The following is a 21,950-nucleotide window of genomic DNA, read 5'->3' on the forward strand; positions in this document are numbered from 1 at the left end:
GAAGGTGCGCCTTATCGGGCCGGCTTATTCAGCCTTAGGCTGTTCACGCAGACGGATGTGCAGCTCGCGCAGAGCCTTGGCATCCACCAGACCCGGTGCCTGAGTCATGACACAGGCCGCGCTCTGGGTTTTCGGGAAGGCGATCACTTCACGGATCGACTGGGCGCCGGTCATCAGCATGACCAGACGGTCCAGACCGAAGGCCAGGCCACCGTGCGGCGGCGCGCCGTATTTGAGGGCGTCCAGCAGGAAGCCGAACTTCTCTTCCTGTTCGGCTTCGCTGATACCCAGCAGGCGGAACACCGCTTGCTGCATTTCCTTGCGGTGGATACGGATCGAACCGCCACCCAGCTCGGTGCCGTTCAGAACCATGTCGTAAGCGCGCGACAGAGCGGTAGCCGGGTTGGCTTCCAGCTCTTCAGGCGAGCATTTCGGTGCGGTGAACGGGTGGTGCAAGGCGGTGAAGCTACCGTCGTCGTTCTCTTCGAACATAGGGAAGTCGACTACCCACATCGGAGCCCATTCGCAGGTCAGCAGGTTCAGGTCGTGACCGAGCTTGATGCGCAGGGCGCCCAGGGCTTCGCTGACGATCTTGGCCTTGTCGGCACCAAAGAACACGATATCGCCGTCGACCGCACCCACGCGATCCAGGATCACGTTCAGGTTGGCTTCCGGAATGTTTTTCACGATCGGCGATTGCAGGCCTTCAACACCCTTGGCGCGCTCGTTGACCTTGATGTACGCCAGGCCCTTGGCACCGTAGATGCCGACAAACTTGGTATAATCATCGATCTGCTTGCGCGGCATGCTCGCCCCGCCAGGAACGCGCAGGGCGGCGATACGGCATTTCGGATCGTTGGCCGGGCCGCTGAAGACCTTGAATTCCACTTCCTTGAGCTGATCGGCAACGTCCACCAGTTCCAGCGGGTTACGCAGATCCGGCTTGTCGGAACCGTAGCGACGCATGGCTTCTTCAAAGGTCATGTGCGGGAATTCGCCGAACTCCAGACCCAGCACTTCCTTGAACAGGTTGCGGATCATACCTTCGGTCAGGCCCATGATGTCTTTTTCGTCGAGGAAGCTGGTCTCGATGTCGATCTGAGTGAACTCAGGCTGACGGTCGGCACGCAGGTCTTCGTCGCGGAAGCACTTGGCGATCTGGTAGTAGCGGTCGAAGCCGGCCACCATCAGCAACTGTTTGAACAGCTGTGGCGATTGCGGCAGGGCGAAGAAGCTGCCGGCGTGGGTACGGCTCGGCACCAGATAGTCGCGAGCACCTTCAGGGGTGGCGCGAGTGAGGATCGGGGTTTCGACGTCAAGGAAACCGTTCTCGTCCAGGTAGCGACGGATGCTGGTGGTCATGCGCGAACGCAGACGCAGCTTCTCGGCCATTTCCGGACGGCGCAGGTCGATAAAGCGATAGCGCAGACGGGTTTCTTCACCCACGTCGGAGTATTCGTTGAGCGGGAACGGCGGGGTTTCCGCTTCGTTCAGCACTTCCAGCTCGTAGCCCAGGACTTCGATCATGCCGGACGCCATGTTGGCGTTGCCGGCACCGGCCGGGCGCAGACGCACCTTGCCAGTGATCTTGACTACGTATTCACTGCGCACGCGGTCGGCGGCGGCGAAGGTTTCAGCGCGGTCCGGGTCGAACACCACCTGGGCCAGACCTTCACGATCACGGATATCGAGGAAAATCACCCCGCCGTGGTCACGGCGACGGTGGACCCATCCGCAAAGGGTTACTTCCTGACCTTCCAGGCTTTCGTTCAGTTGGCCGCAATAATGGCTGCGCATCATGGTAGTGGTTTCACTTCTCGTAATTCGAAATTCGATGGAGGCCTTGCGCACCTCAAGGTGCCGGATAGTGCAAGAACTCGCGCGTGTCGTTCAACTTAGTCAGCTTTGTCGCCACCGGCCAGATTCTTCTTGGAGCCGGTCTTGAAGTCGGTTTCATACCAGCCGGTACCGCTGAGGCGGAAACCAGGCATGGACAGCATCTTTTTCAGTTCAGGCGCCTGGCAGGCAGGGCAGTCGACCAGCGGCGCGGCGCTGATCTTTTGAATGGCTTCCAACTGATGACCACAGGAAGCGCATTGGTAGTCGTACATGGGCATGGGGGGCGTCTCGGCGATCCAGATTACTGCTTGAACTACAGCCAGAGCCCACGCCAAAGCTCGGGCTACTTAGCAAAGAGCGGGATTATATCCATTAAATCGGCCCTGTGCAGCCGTATGACCATATAGATAGCGGGCGCTGTGAAAAGGCGCGAATGACGCCCAGGGCGCCATTCGCGATTACAGGCTTAACGATTTTCCAGCAGAGAACGCAGCATCCATGCGGTTTTTTCATGCACCTGCATACGTTGGGTCAGCAGATCCGCCGTCGGTTCATCGCTGACCTTGTCCAGCAACGGAAAGATGCCGCGGGCGGTGCGGGTTACCGCTTCCTGACCGGCCACCAGCTGCTTGATCATTTCTTCAGCCGCCGGCACGCCCTCCTCCTCCTTGATCGAGGACAGTCGGGCATAAATGGAATAAGCGCCCGGAGCCGGAAAGCCCAAGGCACGGATACGTTCGGCAATCAGGTCGACGGCCAGGGCCAGTTCGTTGTATTGCTCTTCGAACATCAGGTGCAGAGTACGAAACTGTGGACCGGTGACGTTCCAATGGAAGTTATGGGTTTTCAGGTACAACACGTAGGTATCCGAAAGCAGACGGGAAAGGCCGTCGACGATGGATTTACGATCTTCTTCGCTGATACCGATATCAATTGCCATGTTTCTCTCCGTTAACGGGATGGATTCACCCAATCAGCTACCGGACCACTCTAGCAAGAGTACTGCTCCCTCGCCGACCAGGATCGTCGATCAGCCTGCGGTGGATTGTCTCGCGGCCCAGCCAAGGCGTTTAAGCCTTGAGTTCGAGCCGATTTTGACAGCAGGGAAAAACCGACGTTCCTTGGAAAACCCTCTGCCATCTGTCTAGAACAGGCCTTTGCCCAATACTGCGAACCCACCGCCTGAGCCACGGCATTTGCGCCCCCCGCCAACGGGCCGCTGCTGATTTGAGAAGGCCTGGGCTTTGCTGTTAAATAGAGCCCGTGTCGCTGTTGCCTATTTCTTCGGCCAGCGCGCATAGGCTGACACCGCGTACGTAACCACCGCCTCACCTATTTGTTCAGAAGCGAACCGTGCGTGATCAGCTCTTCCTTGTGCTTCCTTCTTAACGTGAGTTAATCAAAATGTTGAAAATCGTCCACCTGCTGACAGGCATTGCAGCTCTGCTGCTGTCCTTGATTCCGAGCCTTAGATCCGACGCAATTCCCTACCTGCAACAACCCGATGCTATTTACCTGGCCCTTTTCGGCCTGCTCAACCTGATCCTCGCTCCAGTTATCCCTTACTGGAACAAAGGCTCGCGCCATCATCTGCAGAACCTGGTCAGTGCCCTGCTGGTGCTGGTTGTGGTCCTGCAAACCCTCACCCTGCTGGCACCCATGCCTGTCATTGGCGGCCAACCGGCAGTCCTGGCCAGTTTGTTGATCGCTGTGCTCGCCGTGGCCCTGCATCTGGCCATCAGCTTTTACAAGTCCTCACCGGCGGCCTCCACTGCGCCTACTTACGACATGAGCAATCGCGATACCGGTACCGTGAAGTGGTTCAACACCTCCAAGGGTTTCGGCTTTATCTCCCGGGACTCCGGCGACGATATCTTCGTGCACTTTCGCGCCATTCGCGGAGAAGGCCACCGTGTCCTGGTAGAAGGCCAGCGCGTAGAGTTTTCGGTGATGAACCGCGACAAGGGCCTGCAAGCCGAAGATGTCATTGCCGCACTGCCACGCCGCTGATCCACGCCCACAAAAAAACCGCGCCAAGGCGCGGTTTTTTATGCATCAAAGACATCTGCTCTCCCTCAATAATGTGGCGGCGGCGCCTCCTCCTCGAAAGATTCGAACTGCCCGACCATTTCTTCCTGACGCTTGAGCAAGGCACTCATCTGCAACTGCAGGCGTTCCACAACCTTCTGTTGCGATACCAGCACATCGTTCAAGGCTTGAATGGTGTCATCCTGGAACGCCAGACGGCTCTCCAGATCGGTTACACGCTCTTCCAGGCTCATAGTTCAATCCTCCAGAAACTGGAAATCATCGGCCAACACCACCCGCAACCGATCACGGATCGCCTCAACCTGCTGCGCACTATAAGGCTTGGCCGGATGCTTGCCCCAAACCGGCGCGGGCCAGGCGGCATCATCACGCTTACGCACGATCACATGCATATGCAACTGGCTGACCACATTACCCAGGGTCGCCACATTCATCTTGTCGGCGTCGAAGGAGTCCTTGAGCACTTCAGCCAAAGCCGTGGTTTCCCGCCACAGTTGCTGCTGGTCGGTGACATCCAGCTGAAACAACTCACTGATATCTTCCCGACGTGGCACCAGGATGAACCAGGGATAGTTTGCATCATTGGACAGCAACAACCGGCAGAGGGGGAAATCCCCAATGGGCAATGTGTCTTGTTGCAGCCGTGAATCTAAAGTGAACACCGCGCTTACTCCCGCTCAACTCATTCCAGCCTGGTTTTCAGTATCAACGGCACTGGCCAGGCGACAGACGCGCAGCATACCTGCGAATGCATCGGGCTTCATGATCAATGAGCCTGAGCCCAGATAGCGCCCTCGCACCACTTGGCAAGGAGCCACCTCAATGCAAGAGCCACGCCCCACAGCAGGACACTTTCCGGCGCTTCGCACCATTTGCGTACAAGGCACAGGAAACACCCGAAAAGTGACCGGCCAAGCCATTGATGTTCCTCACCCTACTTGCCCATGACTGTATGAACCGTGCACAGCGTTGCAAAAGTTTTGCACCAGAATCGTACAGACGGTCTACGCTGGAATCCTCAAGCATCCGCCGTCTACTCACTTTGCAGTGTGCGGCGGTAACGTTTTGGCACGCTGTGCAACTTATTGCACAGCCCTGCACCAGGAAGAGCATGGCGTCAAGCCAAACAAAAAGACGCTTGAAAGAGCGATTTTATGCGGTTTTTACAGGTCAGCATGCCGCCCAGCAGAAAAAATACGGGGCAAAATCGGTTTGTGCACGCTTGTTGCATTCAACCCGACATTGTCTGCGGCGGACCACCCGAAGTGGCCCGTCACAGACTCATAATAATAGTGGCAGGGTTGCCCCGCGGTGCTTTGTAGAGTGTGTACATGGGGGGCTCAATTCCTCGTGATATTGCTTCGAAGAACACTGCATAAGTTGTTGGTCCGGATACAGACTGGCTGCAGAATTGCGACACCAATCGAGCAATTTGCGACAGGGTCGTAAAGAAGCTGAAAGGATAGATAGGCAAGTATCGCCAACATTGTCAGCGTGATATAAGTTTGCGCCGACACAAAAAGAAAGAGCCGCCCAGATAATAAAACAGGTGGGACGGCAGTACTCTTCTAAAACCAAAGGAGCAAATCACGATGCGCGTGATGAAGTGGAGCATGATCGCCCTGGCTGTATCAGCAGGCACCTCGCAGTTCGCAATCGCGTCCTCCCAGGACGACGCAAAGGGCTTTATCGAAGACAGCACCCTGACCGCGAAAACCCGTCTTGAGTACATGAACCGTGACTTCAAGAACGGTGCAGGTAACCGTCAGCGCGACGATGGCACTTTCAAAAGCGGCTATCGCCAAGACACCGGCCTGAGTGAACTGCTGCAGTACAGCTCCGGCTTCACTCAAGGCACCGTAGGTGTAGGCGTTGACGCTTTCGCCATGGGTGTGATCAAGCTGGATGGTGGTGCTGGTCGTTCCGGTAACGGCATGGCAGCCAACAACCGCCTGGGCGAGCCTGAAAAAGACTCGTCCGCTGTAGGTGGCGCAGTCAAGTTCCGCATCTCCGATACCGTACTCAAGTACGGTAATCAAATGGTTGCCAGCCCAGTATTCTCCACCGACGACAGCCGTCTCCTGCCAGAAGTCGCCACCGGTACCTTGATCACCAGTAACGAGATCAAAGGCCTGGAGCTGAATGCGGGTCACTTCACCGCCCTGCGCTCGCAGACCGGTCAGTACAACGACAGCATCAACGGCCGTAACGGCGACACTGGCCTGAAAAACCCAGGTCTGACTTCCGCTGACTTCGCTGGCGCTACCTACCAGTTCACCGATAACTTCGTCGGTGGCGTTGCAACGTCCAAGGTCGATGACTACTTCAAGAAGCAGTACATCAACCTGAACTACACCTTCCCGATCGCCGATAGCCAGTCGCTGAACCTCGACTTCAACGGCTATCGCACCACGGACGATGGCAAGAAACTGTACGGCAAGCTGGACAACAAACTGTGGAGCCTGGCAGCAGCCTACAGCATCGGCCCGAACAAATTCACCATCGCCCACCAACGCTCTACCGGTGATACCAACTACCAGTACGGTGTTGACGGCAACGGCACTGTTTACGTAGCCAACTCCATCCAGATCTCCGACTTCATCGGCGAAGACGAGCGCTCCTGGCAGGCTCGCTACGACCTGAACATGGCGACTCTGGGTGTTCCTGGCCTGAGCTTCATGGCCCGTTACGTGAAGGGTGACAACATCACCACTTCGTCGAACACCGAAGGCAAGGAAAACGAGTTCAACTTCGAAACCAAGTACGTGATGCAAGAAGGTCCAGCCAAAGACCTGTCGTTCCGCCTGCGTAGTGCTGTGTACCGTGCAAACGGTGCTTACAACACTGATTACACCGCAGATAACAACGACGTTCGTATCATCGTAGAGTATCCGCTGAGCATCTTGTAATAACGCTGCCCAGCAGATTGCTAACACGCAATATCTATAGAAGCCGCCGCCCTTAATCAGGGCGGCGGCTTTTTTTTGATCATTAAAAGTATCAGGCGGAAGACAAAATAAAATAGCAAGCTAACTAACATAGTGATCAACGACAGTTGCTATATAACAGTCTGCAAAATCTGCCCCCCACTACTAGCTCTTGGTGGAACCTCAAAAACAAACAAGGGGCCGATAGCCCCTTGTCTTGAACAGCATTAGTTGACTGTACGGCCAACTTTTGAAACTGACTTACTACACTGCGGCTTCCTGAACCACACGAATCACTCGCTGCGGGAAGGGAATATCGATTCCCGCTGCCTTCAAGCGATCACGGGACAGTTCATTGAACTGGAACATTACGTCCCAGTAGTCCTCAGTCTTGACCCAAACCCGCAGCGACAGAGTAATCGCGCTGTCTCCAAGAGTGGACACCACAGCTACCGGTGCAGGATCGGCCAGCACACGTTCGTCTTTCGCCAACTCCAGCAGCACCTCGCGGGCTTTCTGCAGATCCGCGTCGTAGTCCACACCCACGTCGAACACCACCTTGCGGGTCGGCTGACGGTTGTAGTTGGTAATAATGCCGTTGGACAGGTTGCCGTTAGGCACGATCACCGTCTTGTTGTCACCGGTACGCAACACAGTGTGGAAGATCTGAATGCTGTCCACGCTACCGCTGATGCCCTGGGCCTCAATGAAGTCGCCAATACGAAATGGGCGGAACAGCAGGATCAGCACCCCGCCGGCGAAGTTCGCCAGGCTGCCTTGCAAGGCCAGGCCAATGGCCAGACCGGCAGCACCGATCGCGGCGACGAAAGAGGTGGTTTCGACACCAATCATCGAGGCCACGCTGACGATCAGCAGCACTTTGAGAATGATGTTGGCCAAGCTGCTGATAAAACCCTGCAACGCCAGGTCGGCATTGCGCAGCGCCAGCAGCTTGCCCACTTTATGAGTCAGTTTGTTGATCAGCCACCAGCCGATGGCCAGGGTGATTACCGCCAGCAGCACCCGGCTGCCGTATTCCATGATCATGGGAATCCAGGCTTGGGAAGCCCGGACCAGGTTGTCTACTTCAGCGTTCAAATCCATCTATCTCTCCAGATTCCCGGGGTTGCGGCGTGCATGACTGACCGGCAGAACGACCGGCTCACCTGGAGCTCAATCGTTTCTGCCATTGCTCCGGCCTCGGACGCCAAAAAGCTCTAGAGGTTCCCGGAGAAGTGGGTCAGTCGCGGAAGTTGTTGAACTGCAGCGGCATGCCGAATTCCTTGGCACGCAGAGCAGCGATGGCCTCTTGCAGGTCGTCGCGCTTCTTGCCGGTAACCCGTACCTGCTCGCCTTGAATCGCCGCCTGCACTTTCAGCTTGGCATCCTTGATATGGGCGACGATCTTCTTCGCCAGCTCTTTATCGATGCCTTCCTTTAATACGGCTTCCTGCTTCATCACCTTGCCCGAGGCAAAAGCGTCCTTGACCTCCAGGCACTGCACGTCGATCTTGCGCTTGACCAGGGCCAGCTTGAGGATCTCGATCATGGCCTCGAGCTGGAATTCAGCTTCGGCGGTCAGGTTGACGGTCAGTTCCTTGTCCTTGAACTCGAAGCTGCCCTTGCCCTTGAGGTCATAGCGACGATCCAGTTCCTTGACGGCGTTTTCCACCGCGTTGGTGACTTCGTGCTTGTCCAGTTCGGATACCACGTCAAACGACGGCATGTACTCTCTCCAAATAAAAAGGGGCGCTGTTCAAAACATCGAACACGCCCGGCTTGCGGTTAAAATCCGCGCTCATTATAACGGGTCTTTCCACTCCTTCACCGCGCGCCCTTTGCGGGGCTGCGAAACAGAGCGAAAACTTGATGTCCACGACCTGGCATGTTCTCGGCGCCGGCAGCCTCGGCACCTTATGGGCCACCCGCCTGGCCCGCGCCGGCTTGCCCGTGCGCCTGATCCTGCGCGATCAGTCACGCCTGCAGGCCTATCAGGCGGCAGGCGGCCTGACCCTGGTGGAGCAGGGCCAAAGCAGCTTGCAGGCCATACCCGGGGAAACCTGCGATAGCACCGCCCCCATCCATCGCCTGCTGCTGGCGTGCAAGGCCTACGACGCCGAAGCCGCGGTAGCAAGCATCTCCCCCCGCCTGGCCAAGGGAGCCGAATTGATCCTGCTGCAAAATGGCCTGGGCAGCCAGGACGCAGTGGCCGCCAGAGTGCCCCAAGCGCGCTGCATCGCCGCCTCCAGCACCGAAGGCGCATTTCGCGACGGTGACTGGCGAGTAGTCTTCGCCGGCCATGGCTACACCTGGCTGGGCGACTCAGGCCACCCTACCCCGCCGATCTGGCTGGATGAGTTGAGCAGCAGTGGCATCCCCCACGAATGGAGCACCCAGATACTGACCCGACTCTGGCGCAAGCTGGCGCTCAATTGTGCGATCAATCCTTTGACGGTGCTGCACGACTGTCGCAACGGCGGCCTGCAGCAACACCAATGCGAAGTGGCAACCTTGTGCGCCGAGCTGAGCGAGTTGCTGCAATGCTGCGGCCAACCTACTGCGGCGCAGAACCTGCAGCAGGAGGTGGAGCGGGTCATCCAGGCCACCGCTGCCAACTACTCCTCGATGCATCAGGATGTGGCCAGTCAACGGCGGACCGAAATCAGTTATTTACTGGGCTACGCCTGCCAGGCTGCCGCCCGTCACCGCTTGCAACTGCCTCATCTGCAACAGTTGCAGCAACGCCTGGTGAGTCACCTGCGTTTACTCGGATTGCCCAGCGACTGAGCAGCGGCTACGCTGCCCACTTGCTCATTTCCAGCGATACAGCCGATGCCATTGCGCCAGCGTCTTGAAAACCTGCCCGTGGGCCAAAAGCTCCTGGCTGCCCTGCTTGTCCTGCTGACCACCGTGCTGCTGGTCGCCAACCTGACCTTTATCAGCGCCGCTTACTGGATATCCCAGGAAAGCATGGCGCCCCAGGCGCTACAGACCATCGGTCGGCTGGTGTCCAACCCAGCCCTGGCGGCACAGGCCCTGAACTCTCCCGAGGATGCGCAAAAGCTGCTCAGCGAGCTGGACAGCTATACCCCCCTGCGGGCGGCCGCTCTCTATGACGGCAAGGGCATGCGCCTGGCCCAACTGCAACACGGTGAACACCTCAAGCTGCCCGAACGTTACCGACACATCGAAGCCTGGCAACTGACCGAGTTTCGCAGCAACCAAGTGATTGCCCTGCCCCGCCCGGGCCAGGCGCCTGGCCACCTGCTGCTGGTGGCCACCAGCGAACTGCCGATGGCGTTCTACACCGGCACCCTCACCGCAAGCCTGGGGATCCTGATTTTCAGCGTGTTGCTGTGGCTGATCATCGCCCGGCAGATCAAGCGCCTGATCACCCAGCCCATTCACCAGCTCGAGGTGCTTTCGCGCCAGGTGACTCGCGAGGAGAACTACTCCCTGCGCGCCTCCCGAGGCAACCACGATGAAATCGGCAGCCTGGCGGAAGCCTTCAACACCATGCTGTCGCGTATCGAAGCCCGGGAACAACAGCTCAAGCGTGCCCGGGACGACTCCCAGGCCGCCTACGATCAGGCCCAGGGGCTGGCGGAGGAAACCCGCCATACCAACCGCAAGCTGGAACTGGAAGTCCAGGTGCGCAGCAAGATCGAGAAAAAGCTCACCGGCTTCCAGAACTACCTCAACAGCATCATCGACTCCATGCCCTCGGCGCTGATCGCCCTGGACGAGCAGTTGTACGTCACCCAATGGAACCAGGAGGCCAGCGCCCTGTCCGGTACCCGCCTGGACGAAGCCCTGAACCAGCCGATCTTCCTCGCCTTCGAACCCCTCAAGCCGTTCCTGCCGCAACTCAAGGAAACCGTCGAGCAGCACACCGTCACCAAGGTCGAGCGGGTGACCTGGTTCAAGGATGAGGAAGCCAAGCACTACGCCCTGACCTTCTACCCACTGATGGGCGGCGCCGGTCGCGGCGTGGTGATTCGGATCGACGACATCACCCAGCGCCTGTCCCTGGAAGAAATGATGGTGCAATCAGAGAAGATGCTGTCGGTGGGCGGTCTTGCGGCCGGCATGGCCCACGAGATCAACAACCCTTTGGGAGCAATCCTGCACAACGTGCAGAACATTCGTCGCCGGCTGTCTCCCGATCTGCCCAAGAACCTTGAACACGCGCAGCAGATCGGCGTCGAACTGCAAACCGTCAACCACTATCTGGAAAGCCGCGAAGTGCCGCAGTTGCTCGATGGTATTCAACAAGCCGGGGCCCGCGCCGCCAAGATCGTCACCCACATGCTCAGTTTCAGCCGGCGCAGCAATCGCCAGATGGCTCCCTGCGATCTGCCGGCACTGATTGATCAAGCGGTGGAGATCGCCAGCAATGACTTTGACCTGGCCATAGGCTTCGACTTCAAGGGGCAGGCGATTATCCGTCAGTTCGACCCGAACCTGGGGCCCGTGCCCGGCACCGCCAACGAGCTGGAGCAAGTGTTGCTCAACCTGCTGAAGAACGCCGCCCAGGCCATTCACCAGCGTGAGGACGACAGCGAACCCGGTCGTATCATCCTGCGCACCAAGCTGAATCCGCCCTGGGCGGAAATCCAGGTGGAAGACAACGGCGTCGGCATGAGCGAAAGCGTGCGCAAACGCACCTTCGAGCCCTTCTTCACCACCAAGGAGATCGGCCAGGGCACCGGACTCGGACTGTCGGTGTCGTACTTCATCATCACCAACAACCACAAGGGGCAAATGGAAGTGCAATCGACCCGGGGCCAAGGCACCTGCTTTACCTTGCGCCTGCCCCTGGCCAGCAGCCAGCCCCAGATTCAAGAACCCCTACCACTGGAGAACTAAGCATGGGTTTTCGCTTGTCGAAGATTTACACCCGCACCGGCGACAAAGGCGAAACCGGACTCGGAGACGGCCGCCGGGTTGCCAAGGATCATCCTCGAGTGGAAGCCATCGGTGAGGTCGACACCTTGAACAGCCAGTTGGGACTGCTCCTGGCCGGCCTGGAAGAGCAGGTTGATACCTGCCAGGGCTTCAAGGAAATCATCGAGGTATTGGCCCCCTGTCAGCACCGGCTGTTCGATCTGGGGGGCGAACTGGCAATGCCGGTGTATCAAGCCCTCAATGAGGCCGAGGTGGAACGTCTTGAGGCGGCCATCGATGTCTGGAATGAAGAGCTGGGCCCCCTGGAGAACTTCATCCTCCCCGGTGGTTCGTCACTGATCGCCCAGGCCCACGTTTGCCGCAGCCTGGCTCGCAGCGCCGAGCGTCGCTGCCAACACCTGAATGCCGTGGAACCCTTGCAGGGAGTGGGACTGGCCTACATCAATCGCCTGTCGGACTTGCTGTTTGTCGCGGCGCGCCTGATTGCCAAGCGCCAGGGCATCGCCGAAATCCTCTGGCAGGCCGCCGCCAAACCCTCCGCGTAGGAGCGGGCTTGCCGGCGATCGGGCCCACGAGCCTTGGGCAACGGCCGACGATGCGCTGGCAAGCCAGCTCCATAGACAGCCGCTAGCCAGCACTGCCACAGAGGATGCCTTCAGTCCTGGGGCCAGAAGGCACGGATACCGGCAACACCTTGAGCACCGGCTTCCCAGGCTTGCTGGCACTCGGCAGGCCCCACGCCTCCCAGCAGATAGGCAGGCCTGTTGAAACCACTGAGCAACTGCTGCGCCTGCTCCCAGCCCAGGGGTTGGGCGTCGGGGTGAGTCTGGGTCGGCTGCACCGGGGACAAGGTCACGAAATCCACATCCATCTGCTGCGCCAGGGACAGTTCCTCGGCGTTATGGCAGGAGGCGGCCAACCAGCGATCCTTGCCAAAAGGCCGCCCAGCGCTGGCGTACTTGCGCAATTGCGCCGCAGTAATGTGCCAGCCGGCGGAGGGAAAATCCCCCAGCCACTCGAAAGGCCCCTTGAGCATCAACTGCGCCTTGCCCGCACACAGGCCCACTGCGTCCACCGCCAGATCGCGGTACTGCGGATCGTAGCCACCAGGGGCGCGCAACTGAATCAGCTTGCTGCCCTGGGCAATGGCCTTCTGCATGCCTCGCAGCAAGGTCGGAGTTTCCAGACCTTCTGGGGTAATCAGGTAGTGAGCGGGTAAACGCGCTGCAGCGACAATCGGCTGATTGGCCGCGGGGAATTCATAATCGGCCAGCTCACGAGGGCTGACCCAGGCCAGGGGCTGGCCTTCGGCGCCGTGAGGCTCGCCGCTGAATGCCGAAACCTCCCAGACATCCAGCAACACCTGTTTATCCGGGTAATCGTGCTGCACCTTGATCAGCGGGCGCGCCGTCTGTACGACGATACCCAACTCTTCCTGCAGCTCGCGGGCCAGCGCGGTTTGTACCGCTTCTCCAGCCTCGACCTTGCCTCCGGGAAACTCCCACAGGCCACCTTGATGCTGAGTATCGGCACGCCGGGCAATCAGGATCTTGCCGCTGGCATCCCGGATGACGGCCGCAGCCACATGTACTCGTTTCACCGCACTGTTTCCTCTGATCAGGCATTGGGCCTGGCCCTCACGGGCCAGGCGTTGAGATGCGCGCTTCGCCGGCAAGCCGGCTCCCGCAGTGGCTGGAGCAGCGTTGCCGGAGAGGTGCTTAAGTGCGGTATTCCGCGTTGATCTTCACGTACTCGTGAGACAGATCAGTGGTCCAGATGGTTTCGCTGCAAGCACCACGCCCCAATTCGATGCGAATGGTGATTTCTTCCTGCTGCATCACGGCCGCGCCCTGGGCCTCGGTGTAGCTGGCAGCACGCGCACCACGGCTGGCAATGCAGACTTCACCGAGGAACACATCGATCTTGCTGACATCCAGATCCGCTACGCCAGCACGGCCGACGGCGGCGAGAATGCGGCCCCAGTTCGGATCGGAGGCGAACAGGGCGGTCTTGATCAGCGGCGAGTGAGCCACGGTGTAGCCCACGTCCAGGCATTCCTGGTGAGTGCCACCGCCGTTGACTTCAACGGTGACGAACTTGGTTGCACCTTCGCCATCACGGACGATGGCCTGGGCCACGTCCATGCACACCTCGAACACCGCCTGCTTCAGGGCAGCGAACAGCGGGCCCTCGGCCTTAGTGATTTCCGGCAGCTTGGCCTGACCGGTAGCGATCAGCATGCAGCAATCGTTGGTGGAGGTATCGCCGTCGATGGTGATGCGGTTGAACGACTTGTTGGCACCGTCCAGCAACAGGTTCTGCAGCACTTCCCGGGAGACTTTGGCATCGGTGGCGATGTAGCCGAGCATGGTGGCCATGTTCGGACGGATCATCCCCGCCCCCTTGCTGATGCCGGTCACGGTGATGGTCACGCCATCGTGCTGGAACTGGCGGCTGGCGCCCTTGGGCAAGGTGTCAGTGGTCATGATCCCGGTGGCCGCAGCCGCCCAGTTGTCCACGGACAGGTCATCCAGTGCGGCTTGCAGAGCCCCCTCGATTTTCTCTACCGGCAGCGGTTCGCCAATCACCCCAGTGGAGTACGGCAGCACAGCGCTGGCATCGACGCCGGTCAGCTCCGCCAGCTTGGCGCAAGTGCGGGTGGCAGCAGCCAGGCCCGGTTCGCCGGTACCGGCGTTGGCATTACCGGTGTTGGTCAGCAGATAACGCACCGCCCCCTGCACACGCTGCTTGGCCAGGATCACCGGCGCGGCGCAGAACGCGTTGAGCGTGAACACACCGGCTACGGTGGAGCCTTCGGCACAGCGCATGACCACCACATCCTTGCGCCCGGGGCGCTTGATGCCGGCCGAAGCGATACCGAGCTCAAAACCGGCAACCGGGTGCAACGTAGGCAAAGGACCAAGACCAACAGCCATGAATGCGCTCCTCTTATCAGGTGTCTGCACCGTCGTCTCAAAAGACGGTGTTGCAAATGGAAAAACGCCGCGACGGCGGATGCCGTCACGGCGCGGGTGTTTCAGTGTCTGGCGAGGATCTTAGTTGATCTGGCCGTGACAGTGTTTGTACTTCTTGCCCGAACCGCAGTAGCACAGTTCGTTGCGTCCCAGTTTCTGTTCGTTGCGCACCGGCGCGGTAGCCAGGGCGACATCGACATCCACCCCTTCTTCCTGCGCTTGCGGCTGATCCAGACCCGGAGCCTCGGCGTGTTCGAACTGCAGGCGCTGAGCCAGTGCCTCGGCTTCCTGACGCAGGCGTGCCTCTTCCTCAGCCGGATCTTCGCGGCGGACCTGCACATGGGACAGGACGCGGATCGAGTCGCGCTTGATGGAATCCAGCAACTCGGAGAACAGGGTGAAGGACTCGCGCTTGTACTCCTGCTTCGGGTTCTTCTGCGCATAACCGCGCAGGTGAATACCGTGGCGCAGGTGGTCCATGGTGGACAGGTGGTCTTTCCACAAGTCATCCAGTACCCGCAGTACGATCTGCTTCTCGAAAGAACGCAGCGCTTCGGCACCGGCCTGGTCTTCTTTCTCGTTGTACGCGGCGATCAACTCGTTGAGTAGCTTCTCGCGCAGGGTTTCTTCGTACAGGTGATCGTCTTCGTCGAGCCACTGCTGGATCGGCAGGCTTACACCGAAACCGCTCTGGATCGACTCTTCCAGACCGGCCACGTCCCACTGCTCGGGCAGCGATTGCGGCGGAATATGCGCGCTGACGGTGGCGTTGAGAACGTCCTGGCGGAAATCGGCGATGGTTTCGCCAATGTTGTCCGCAGCCAACAAGGTGTTGCGCATGTGATAGATCACTTTACGCTGCTCGTTGTTGACGTCGTCGAACTCCAGCAATTGCTTACGGATGTCGAAGTTGCGGCCTTCCACCTTGCGCTGAGCCTTCTCGATGGCGTTGGTCACCATGCGATGCTCGATAGCCTCGCCGGACTGCATGCCCAACGCTTTCATGAAGTTCTTCACCCGGTCAGAGGCAAAGATGCGCATCAGGCTGTCTTCCAGGGACAGGTAGAAACGGCTGGAACCGGCGTCACCCTGACGACCAGCACGACCACGCAGCTGGTTGTCGATACGGCGCGACTCGTGACGCTCGGAAGCGATTACCTGCAGGCCACCGGACTCCAGCACTTGCTGGTGACGCTTCTGCCAGTCGGCCTTGATCTGGGCGATCTGCTCAGGCGTCGGGTTCTCCAGAGAGGCGACCTCCACTTCCCAGTTACCACCCAGCAGGATGTCGGTACCACGACCGGCCATGTTGGTGGCGATGGTCAAGGCCCCCGGGCGACCGGCCTGGGCGATGATTTCCGCTTCCTTCTCGTGGAACTTGGCGTTCAGGACCTTGTGCTCGATGCCTTCCTTGTTGAGCAGGTTGGACATGTGCTCGGAGGTTTCGATGGTCGCAGTACCTACCAGTACCGGACGGCCCTGGGCCATGCACTCCTTGATGTCATTGATGATCGCGGCGTATTTCTCGTCCGCGGTCAGGAACACCAGGTCGTTGTAGTCCTTACGAGCCAGCGGCTTGTTCGGCGGAATCACCATCACCTGCAGGCCGTAGATCTGATGGAACTCGAAGGCTTCGGTGTCGGCGGTGCCGGTCATGCCGGACAGCTTGGTGTACAGACGGAAGTAGTTCTGGAAAGTGGTCGAGGCCAGGGTCTGGCTCTCGGCCTGGATGTTGAGGTTTTCCTTGGCTTCGATGGCCTGGTGCAGGCCTTCGGACAGGCGACGCCCCGGCATGGTCCGGCCGGTGTGCTCGTCCACCAGGACCACTTGGCCATCCTGGACGATGTATTCGACGTTGCGATTGAACAGCTTGTGGGCACGCAGGCCGGCATAGACGTGAGTCAACAAGCCCAGGTTGTGGGCCGAGTACAGGCTTTCGCCTTCCGCCAGCAGGCCGACCTGGGTCAGCATTTCTTCGATGAACTGGTGACCGGCTTCGTTGAGTTCGACCTGACGGGTCTTCTCGTCGACAGTAAAGTGACCAGCCTTGGTGACCTGGCCTTCCACTTCCTCGATGTGCTGCTCGAGACGCGGGATCAGCTTGTTGATTTCGGTGTACAGGCGGGAACTGTCTTCAGCCTGACCAGAGATGATCAACGGGGTACGGGCTTCGTCGATAAGGATCGAGTCGACTTCGTCGATCACGGCAAAATTGAGCTCGCGCTGGAACTTGTCTTCCATGCTGAAAGCCATGTTGTCGCGCAAGTAGTCGAAACCGAATTCGTTGTTGGTGCCGTAGGTGATGTCGGCGGCGTAGGCGGCGCGCTTCTCTTCCGGCGGCTGGAACGGCGTGACCACGCCAACAGTCAGGCCGAGGAATTCATAAAGCGGACGCATCCAGTTGGCGTCACGGCGAGCCAGGTAGTCGTTCACCGTCACTACGTGCACGCCCTTGCCGGACAGTGCGTTGAGGTAGACGCCCAGGGTTGCCACCAGGGTCTTGCCTTCACCGGTACGCATCTCGGCGATCTTGCCTTCATGCAAGGTCATGCCACCGATCAACTGCACGTCGAAGTGACGCATCCCCATGACGCGCTTACCGGCTTCACGGGCGACCGCGAAGGCTTCGGGAAGCAATTTGTCGAGGGTTTCACCCTTGGCGATACGGGCCTTGAACTCGGCAGTCTTGGCACGCAATTGATCGTCCGAAAGGGCCACCATTTGCTCTTCGAAGGCATTGACGATTTGTACCGTCTTGAGCATGCGTTTGACTTCACGCTCGTTCTTGCTTCCAAAAAGTTTCTTTAACAAAGGCGCAAACATATCGGCAGGATCTTCCACACATAGGGTTGGAGGGCGGCCCCGTGAGTCGCCCGAGCAGCCCTCATGGCCGCATGCGAACGAGCATTCTACCCGGAAACGATGGTGAGGAAAGTGGCGTTATTCCACGATGCTGGCACAGCGCTGTGACGGGGCTCACCTAAAATAAGGGCTTTTTGCCGAACTTCAAGCCCATTGACCACAGAACTTAATGATTACGATCAGCAAAGCACCAGAAAGTAGTCAAAGTACGAAAAAGCAATGAGGGCGGTGCCCCGGGCGCTTTCTGCTACCATGGCGCCTCTGTAACTTCAGGTTTCTGATCATGGCATTTCGCCCCCTTACGGCACGCGCGCCTGCCGTTCTTCTTCGCGAAGCCAAGCCACTCAAAGCCATACTCGGCCACGCCCAGCGCCTGGCGCATCTGCAGCGCCTGCTGGAGAGCCAGTTGCAACCGGCTGCTCGCGAACATTGCCACGTCGCCTCCTGGCGAGAAGGCAGCTTGCTGCTGATCGTCACCGATGGCCACTGGGCTACGCGCCTGCGCTATCAGCAAAAACGCCTGCAGCGCCAATTGCAGGAGTTCAACGAGTTCAGCAACCTCACGCGCATCCTGTTCAAGGTCCAGCCACCCACGGTCCAACAGGGCGCAGTGGGGCACACCATGGATCTGTCGAACAACGCCGCCGAAACCATCCAGGCCACAGCCGAAGGCATCACCGATCCCAATCTGCGTGCCGCCCTGGAGCGCCTGGCCAGCCACGCCAAACCACGGGGCTGACCCAGACGCCAGGCTTCAGCGCCGCTTGCTGCCACCCAGCAACGACCCCATCAGCCCCCTGACCAATTGCCGGCCCAACTGATTGGCCGCCTGACGCATGGCTGACTTCAACGCCTGCCCGGCCGCCGTGCCGAGGAACTCACCCGCCCGATCAGCCAGGCTCGGTTCTTCAGTGCCGGGCTTGTCGGGCGTCGCCTGCGCTTCAGGCGCCAGGTCCTTGCGCCCCATCAACACCTCATAGGCAGACTCACGATCGATAGGCTTGTCATAACGCCCCTGTAACGGCGAACTGGCGATCAGGGCCTTGCGCTCAGCCTCGGTCAAAGGTCCGACTCGCGATTGCGGAGGCGCCACCAACACGCGCTGGACCATCTCCGGCGTGCCCTTATCTTGCAGAGTACCCACCAGCGCCTCGCCGATACCCAGCTCAGTGAGCACCGCCAGCGCATCAAAGTCCGGGTTTGGACGGAAACCATCGGCGACAGCCCGCAACGACTTCTGCTCCTTGGCGGTGAACGCCCGCAAGCCATGCTGAATACGCAAGCCCAGTTGAGCCAGCACATCGTCCGGCAAATCCCCTGGCGATTGGGTCACGAAATACACCCCCACCCCCTTGGAACGAATCAGCCGTACCACCTGCTCCAGTCGATCCTGTAAAGCCTTGGGAGTGCCCGCAAACAGCAAGTGGGCCTCATCGAAAAACAGGGCCAGCACAGGCTTGTCCGCATCACCGCGTTCCGGCAATTGCTCGAACAACTCAGCCAGCAGCCATAAAAGGAAGGTCGCATAGACTTTCGGCGCCTCATGCACCAGACGGCTGGCATCGAGCAGATGAATCCGCCCACGGCCATCGGCCGCCGGTTGCAGAATATCTTCCAGTTGCAACGCAGGCTCACCGAACAGAGCTTCCGCCCCTTGCTGCTCCAGGGTCGCCAAGCGCCGCAACAGCGCCTGACTGGAACCTGTGGTCATCAGCGCCGCGTCATCTCCCAGCAGTTGAGGGTTGTCCTTGAGGTGATTGAGCAGCGCCTTTAGATCCTTCAAATCCAGCAACAAAAGCCCTTCACGGTCCGCCACCTTGAACGCGGCATACAGCGCAGACTGCTGGCTGTCGGTGAGTTCAAGCAGGCTGCCCAGCAACAATGGGCCCATTTCGCTCAAGGTGGTGCGCAAGGGATGACCGGACTGGCCCTGGATATCCCACAGCGTTACCGGATACGCCTGAGGCTTATGCTCAAGCCACGACATGCCGGCGATCCGTTCGGCGATCTTGCCCTGCGGATTGCCCGCCGCCCCCAGCCCGCACAAATCGCCTTTGATATCCGCGGCGAACACCGCCACCCCGGCGTCACTGAAGGCCTCGGCCAGGCGTTGCAAGGTCACGGTCTTGCCAGTGCCGGTGGCGCCCGCCACCAGGCCATGGCGGTTGGCCAGGCGCATGGCCTGAGCGATCGGCTGACCACCAAGGTCGGCACCGATAACGAGTTGCGATGAATCAGGCATTTTGTCACCCCTGGTTAAGCTTTGGCCTTACACGGTCGATATGAAGAAATGATGGATCAGAAGTATCTGAAATAAAGGTCAGGTAATTCCTTTGGGATAGATGGAGATATCAGCTTACTTATAACACCGCCCATTCTGCGCGCTTTTCCAACCCGATGCCCTGGACTCAAAGACCTTAGCGGACACACCAAGCCATGAACAAAAATCTGCGCTTCAGCCACAAGATCCTGCTTGCCGCCTCGCTGATCGTCATAGCTGCATTTGCGCTATTCACGCTCTACAACGATTACCTGCAACGCAACGCCATTCGTGATGATCTGGACAACTATCTTCAGGAAATGGGCGACGTTACGGCAAAAAATATTCAGACCTGGCTCGCCGGTCGCGCCTTGCTGATCGAGAACATCTCGCAATCGGTAGCGCTGAACCCCGACCCGACCAATGTCAGCAATCTGCTGGAACAGAAGTCCGTGAGCTCAACCTTCATGGGGGCTTACCTGGGTAACAAGGATGGCACCTTCATCATCCGCCCGAACAGCAAGATGCCCGACGGCTACGACCCTCGCGCACGTCCTTGGTACAAGAGTGCGGAGAGCACCAATGGCTCGGCCCTGACCGAACCCTATATCGACCTGGCCTCCGGCCAACTGGTGATTTCCATTGTCGACAGCGTGATCAAGGCCGGCCAGCGTGTTGGTGTAGTGGGCGGCGACCTCAGCCTGCAGGTGATTGCCGACAGCATCAATGCCCTGGACTTCGACGGCATGGGCTACGCCTTCCTGATCAGCGCCGACGGCAAGATCCTGGTGCACCCGGACAAGAACCTGGTGATGAAGAATCTCAAGGACGTCTATCCCCAGGACACCCCGCGCATCAGCAGCGAGCTCAGTGAGGTCAGCGTCGACGGCAAAACCCGCATCGTCACCTTCACCCCGATCAAGGGCCTGTCTTCGGTGAACTGGTACATCGGCCTGTCGGTGGACAAGGACAAGGCCTTCGCCATGCTCAGCGAGTTCCGTACCTCGGCCCTGATCGCCACCCTGACCGCCGTGGCCCTGACCATCGCCCTGCTGGGCCTGCTGATTCGCCTGCTCATGCAGCCCCTGCATGTGATGACCCGCGCCATGCAAGACATTGCCGATGGCGAAGGCGACCTGACCCGCCGCCTGAACATCCACAACCAGGACGAATTCGGCATCCTCGGTACCGCCTTCAACCGTTTTGTCGAACGTATCCACGGTTCGATCCGCGAAGTCTCCTCGGCCACCGAGCATGTCAACGAAGTAGCCCTGCGGGTGGTCAGCGCCTCCAACTCATCGATGCTCAACTCCGATGAGCAGGCCAGTCGCACCAACAGTGTCGCCGCTGCCATCAATCAACTGGGGGCCGCGGCCCAGGAAATCGCCCGTAATGCCGCCCAGGCCTCGCAGCAGGCCAGCGACGCCCGCAACCTGGCTGAAGACGGCCAGCAGGTGGTGGATCGCAGCATCCAGGCGATGAACCAGCTGTCGGATATGATCAGCGCCTCCAGCAGCAACATCGAGACCCTGAACAGCAAGACCGTGAACATCGGGCAGATTCTCGAAGTCATCACCAGCATTTCCCAACAGACCAACTTGCTGGCACTCAACGCCGCCATTGAAGCCGCCCGTGCAGGTGAAGCCGGCCGCGGATTTGCCGTGGTTGCCGACGAAGTGCGCAACCTGGCGCACCGCACCCAAGAGTCGGCGCAGCAGGTACAGACCATGATCGAGGAACTGCAAGTGGGCGCCCGCGAGTCGGTGAGCACCATGAGCAACAGCCAGCGTCACAGCCAGGACAGCGTGGAGATCGCCAACCAGGCAGGAGAACGCCTGAACAGCGTGACCCAGCGCATTGGTGAAATCGACGGCATGAATCAGTCGGTGGCCACCGCCACCGAGGAACAGACTTCGGTGGTGGAGTCCATCAACATGGACATCACCGAAATCAATACGCTGAACCAGGAAGGCGTGGAAAACCTCCAGGCGACACTGCGGGCCTGCTCCGATCTGGAACAGCAAGCAGCGCGCTTGAAGCATCTGGTAGGCAGTTTCAGAATTTGAAGGGAGGGCCTCAGGGCCCTTTAGTCGGCAAGCCGGCTTCTACAGGAGGAGCCGATTGCCAACA

18 protein-coding genes and 1 pseudogene are annotated in these 21,950 nt (G+C 59.2%); 8 read left to right on the forward strand and 11 right to left on the reverse strand.

The genetic code is table 11. The annotated features are described in order from the left end of the window. Window positions 1-24: 24 nt before the first annotated feature. The 3 genes from aspS to PFZ56_RS28700 all read right to left on the reverse strand — a co-directional run bounded on the left by aspS (window position 25) and on the right by PFZ56_RS28700 (window position 2,779). Entirely contained in the window at window positions 25-1,800 is a 1,776-nt protein-coding gene (gene aspS, locus PFZ56_RS28690) for an aspartate--tRNA ligase (RefSeq protein WP_011063022.1), read from the reverse strand. Between the two features lie 95 nt (window positions 1,801-1,895). After that, window positions 1,896-2,117: an FmdB family zinc ribbon protein gene (locus PFZ56_RS28695; protein WP_010457489.1), complete on the reverse strand. Its 222-nt coding sequence runs from the start codon at window positions 2,115-2,117 to the stop codon at window positions 1,896-1,898. A 188-nt stretch (window positions 2,118-2,305) separates the two neighbouring features. Then, the gene (locus PFZ56_RS28700) at window positions 2,306-2,779 is read right to left on the reverse strand and encodes a Dps family protein (protein WP_011063023.1); all 474 of its coding nucleotides are present in this window, start codon (window positions 2,777-2,779) and stop codon (window positions 2,306-2,308) included. A gap of 464 nt (window positions 2,780-3,243) precedes the next feature. On the opposite strand from PFZ56_RS28700, the gene PFZ56_RS28705 reads away from it, so the two are divergent. Continuing rightward, window positions 3,244-3,849, forward strand: a complete 606-nt coding sequence (locus PFZ56_RS28705; RefSeq protein WP_102860555.1) for a cold-shock protein — start codon at window positions 3,244-3,246, stop codon at window positions 3,847-3,849. 65 nt (window positions 3,850-3,914) lie between these two features. On the opposite strand, the gene PFZ56_RS28710 is transcribed toward PFZ56_RS28705, so the two are convergent. Further along, complete coding sequence (locus PFZ56_RS28710; RefSeq protein WP_102860554.1) at window positions 3,915-4,121, reverse strand: SlyX family protein; 207 nt, start codon at window positions 4,119-4,121, stop codon at window positions 3,915-3,917. A 3-nt stretch (window positions 4,122-4,124) separates the two neighbouring features. Next, window positions 4,125-4,550, reverse strand: coding sequence for an HIT domain-containing protein (locus tag PFZ56_RS28715; protein ID WP_102880691.1), 426 nt, complete (start codon window positions 4,548-4,550; stop codon window positions 4,125-4,127). Window positions 4,551-5,480: 930 nt separating this feature from the next. Between PFZ56_RS28715 and PFZ56_RS28720 the strand changes: the two genes are divergently transcribed. Next, window positions 5,481-6,797: an OprD family porin gene (locus tag PFZ56_RS28720; RefSeq protein ID WP_102880692.1), complete on the forward strand. Its 1,317-nt coding sequence runs from the start codon at window positions 5,481-5,483 to the stop codon at window positions 6,795-6,797. A 282-nt stretch (window positions 6,798-7,079) separates the two neighbouring features. On the opposite strand, the gene PFZ56_RS28725 is transcribed toward PFZ56_RS28720, so the two are convergent. Both PFZ56_RS28725 and PFZ56_RS28730 read right to left on the reverse strand, forming a co-directional pair. Next, window positions 7,080-7,919, reverse strand: coding sequence for a mechanosensitive ion channel family protein (locus tag PFZ56_RS28725; protein WP_102860551.1), 840 nt, complete (start codon window positions 7,917-7,919; stop codon window positions 7,080-7,082). Window positions 7,920-8,055: 136 nt separating this feature from the next. After that, the gene (locus PFZ56_RS28730; RefSeq protein WP_102860550.1) at window positions 8,056-8,541 is read right to left on the reverse strand and encodes a YajQ family cyclic di-GMP-binding protein; all 486 of its coding nucleotides are present in this window, start codon (window positions 8,539-8,541) and stop codon (window positions 8,056-8,058) included. A gap of 143 nt (window positions 8,542-8,684) precedes the next feature. Between PFZ56_RS28730 and PFZ56_RS28735 the strand changes: the two genes are divergently transcribed. From PFZ56_RS28735 to PFZ56_RS28745, 3 genes are read left to right on the forward strand one after another with little or no spacing between them, the layout of a single operon-like run. Beyond that, window positions 8,685-9,602, forward strand: a complete 918-nt coding sequence (locus PFZ56_RS28735; RefSeq protein ID WP_170001674.1) for a putative 2-dehydropantoate 2-reductase — start codon at window positions 8,685-8,687, stop codon at window positions 9,600-9,602. 45 nt (window positions 9,603-9,647) lie between these two features. After that, window positions 9,648-11,684, forward strand: a complete 2,037-nt coding sequence (locus PFZ56_RS28740) for an ATP-binding protein (RefSeq protein WP_102860548.1) — start codon at window positions 9,648-9,650, stop codon at window positions 11,682-11,684. A gap of 2 nt (window positions 11,685-11,686) precedes the next feature. Continuing rightward, window positions 11,687-12,268 carry a cob(I)yrinic acid a,c-diamide adenosyltransferase gene (locus PFZ56_RS28745; RefSeq protein WP_170001672.1) on the forward strand — a complete coding sequence of 194 codons (582 nt, stop codon included), beginning with the start codon at window positions 11,687-11,689 and terminating at the stop codon, window positions 12,266-12,268. A gap of 110 nt (window positions 12,269-12,378) precedes the next feature. On the opposite strand, the gene PFZ56_RS28750 is transcribed toward PFZ56_RS28745, so the two are convergent. The 3 genes from PFZ56_RS28750 to secA all read right to left on the reverse strand — a co-directional run bounded on the left by PFZ56_RS28750 (window position 12,379) and on the right by secA (window position 17,521). After that, the gene (locus PFZ56_RS28750) at window positions 12,379-13,323 is read right to left on the reverse strand and encodes a Nudix family hydrolase (protein ID WP_110594881.1); all 945 of its coding nucleotides are present in this window, start codon (window positions 13,321-13,323) and stop codon (window positions 12,379-12,381) included. A 118-nt stretch (window positions 13,324-13,441) separates the two neighbouring features. After that, complete coding sequence (argJ, locus tag PFZ56_RS28755; protein ID WP_102880697.1) at window positions 13,442-14,659, reverse strand: bifunctional glutamate N-acetyltransferase/amino-acid acetyltransferase ArgJ; 1,218 nt, start codon at window positions 14,657-14,659, stop codon at window positions 13,442-13,444. 120 nt (window positions 14,660-14,779) lie between these two features. Continuing rightward, window positions 14,780-17,521, reverse strand: coding sequence for a preprotein translocase subunit SecA (secA, locus tag PFZ56_RS28760; protein ID WP_102860544.1), 2,742 nt, complete (start codon window positions 17,519-17,521; stop codon window positions 14,780-14,782). Window positions 17,522-17,843: 322 nt separating this feature from the next. On the opposite strand from secA, the gene PFZ56_RS28765 reads away from it, so the two are divergent. Then, the gene (locus tag PFZ56_RS28765) at window positions 17,844-18,299 is read left to right on the forward strand and encodes a DUF721 domain-containing protein (RefSeq protein WP_102860543.1); all 456 of its coding nucleotides are present in this window, start codon (window positions 17,844-17,846) and stop codon (window positions 18,297-18,299) included. Between the two features lie 15 nt (window positions 18,300-18,314). On the opposite strand, the gene PFZ56_RS28770 is transcribed toward PFZ56_RS28765, so the two are convergent. Beyond that, the gene (locus PFZ56_RS28770; protein ID WP_170001670.1) at window positions 18,315-19,802 is read right to left on the reverse strand and encodes a helicase HerA-like domain-containing protein; all 1,488 of its coding nucleotides are present in this window, start codon (window positions 19,800-19,802) and stop codon (window positions 18,315-18,317) included. A 338-nt stretch (window positions 19,803-20,140) separates the two neighbouring features. Between PFZ56_RS28770 and PFZ56_RS28775 the strand changes: the two are divergent. Both PFZ56_RS28775 and PFZ56_RS28780 read left to right on the forward strand, forming a co-directional pair. Continuing rightward, a pseudogene (locus PFZ56_RS28775) lies at window positions 20,141-20,980 on the forward strand (cache domain-containing protein); the annotation flags it as partial. 141 nt (window positions 20,981-21,121) lie between these two features. Continuing rightward, complete coding sequence (locus tag PFZ56_RS28780; protein WP_371826169.1) at window positions 21,122-21,886, forward strand: methyl-accepting chemotaxis protein; 765 nt, start codon at window positions 21,122-21,124, stop codon at window positions 21,884-21,886. The last annotated feature ends 64 nt before the right edge of the window (window positions 21,887-21,950 follow it).

This window comes from Pseudomonas danubii, assembly GCF_042980055.1.
Lineage (GTDB): Bacteria > Pseudomonadota > Gammaproteobacteria > Pseudomonadales > Pseudomonadaceae > Aquipseudomonas > Aquipseudomonas danubii.

What these genes read in the sequence shown, in the direction of transcription:
- PFZ56_RS28740 (WP_102860548.1), top strand. Translation starts at nt 9,648, where the DNA reads ATGCCATTGCGCCAGCGTCTTGAAAACCTGCCCGTGGGCCAAAAGCTC.
- argJ (WP_102880697.1), bottom strand. Translation starts at nt 14,659, where the DNA reads ATGGCTGTTGGTCTTGGTCCTTTGCCTACGTTGCACCCGGTTGCCGGT.
- PFZ56_RS28745 (WP_170001672.1), top strand. Translation starts at nt 11,687, where the DNA reads ATGGGTTTTCGCTTGTCGAAGATTTACACCCGCACCGGCGACAAAGGC.
- PFZ56_RS28730 (WP_102860550.1), bottom strand. Translation starts at nt 8,541, where the DNA reads ATGCCGTCGTTTGACGTGGTATCCGAACTGGACAAGCACGAAGTCACC.
- PFZ56_RS28705 (WP_102860555.1), top strand. Translation starts at nt 3,244, where the DNA reads ATGTTGAAAATCGTCCACCTGCTGACAGGCATTGCAGCTCTGCTGCTG.
- PFZ56_RS28695 (WP_010457489.1), bottom strand. Translation starts at nt 2,117, where the DNA reads ATGCCCATGTACGACTACCAATGCGCTTCCTGTGGTCATCAGTTGGAA.
- PFZ56_RS28700 (WP_011063023.1), bottom strand. Translation starts at nt 2,779, where the DNA reads ATGGCAATTGATATCGGTATCAGCGAAGAAGATCGTAAATCCATCGTC.
- PFZ56_RS28780 (WP_371826169.1), top strand. Translation starts at nt 21,122, where the DNA reads ATGCTCAACTCCGATGAGCAGGCCAGTCGCACCAACAGTGTCGCCGCT.
- PFZ56_RS28770 (WP_170001670.1), bottom strand. Translation starts at nt 19,802, where the DNA reads ATGCCTGATTCATCGCAACTCGTTATCGGTGCCGACCTTGGTGGTCAG.
- PFZ56_RS28710 (WP_102860554.1), bottom strand. Translation starts at nt 4,121, where the DNA reads ATGAGCCTGGAAGAGCGTGTAACCGATCTGGAGAGCCGTCTGGCGTTC.
- PFZ56_RS28725 (WP_102860551.1), bottom strand. Translation starts at nt 7,919, where the DNA reads ATGGATTTGAACGCTGAAGTAGACAACCTGGTCCGGGCTTCCCAAGCC.
- PFZ56_RS28765 (WP_102860543.1), top strand. Translation starts at nt 17,844, where the DNA reads ATGGCATTTCGCCCCCTTACGGCACGCGCGCCTGCCGTTCTTCTTCGC.
- aspS (WP_011063022.1), bottom strand. Translation starts at nt 1,800, where the DNA reads ATGATGCGCAGCCATTATTGCGGCCAACTGAACGAAAGCCTGGAAGGT.
- PFZ56_RS28735 (WP_170001674.1), top strand. Translation starts at nt 8,685, where the DNA reads ATGTCCACGACCTGGCATGTTCTCGGCGCCGGCAGCCTCGGCACCTTA.
- secA (WP_102860544.1), bottom strand. Translation starts at nt 17,521, where the DNA reads ATGTTTGCGCCTTTGTTAAAGAAACTTTTTGGAAGCAAGAACGAGCGT.
- PFZ56_RS28720 (WP_102880692.1), top strand. Translation starts at nt 5,481, where the DNA reads ATGCGCGTGATGAAGTGGAGCATGATCGCCCTGGCTGTATCAGCAGGC.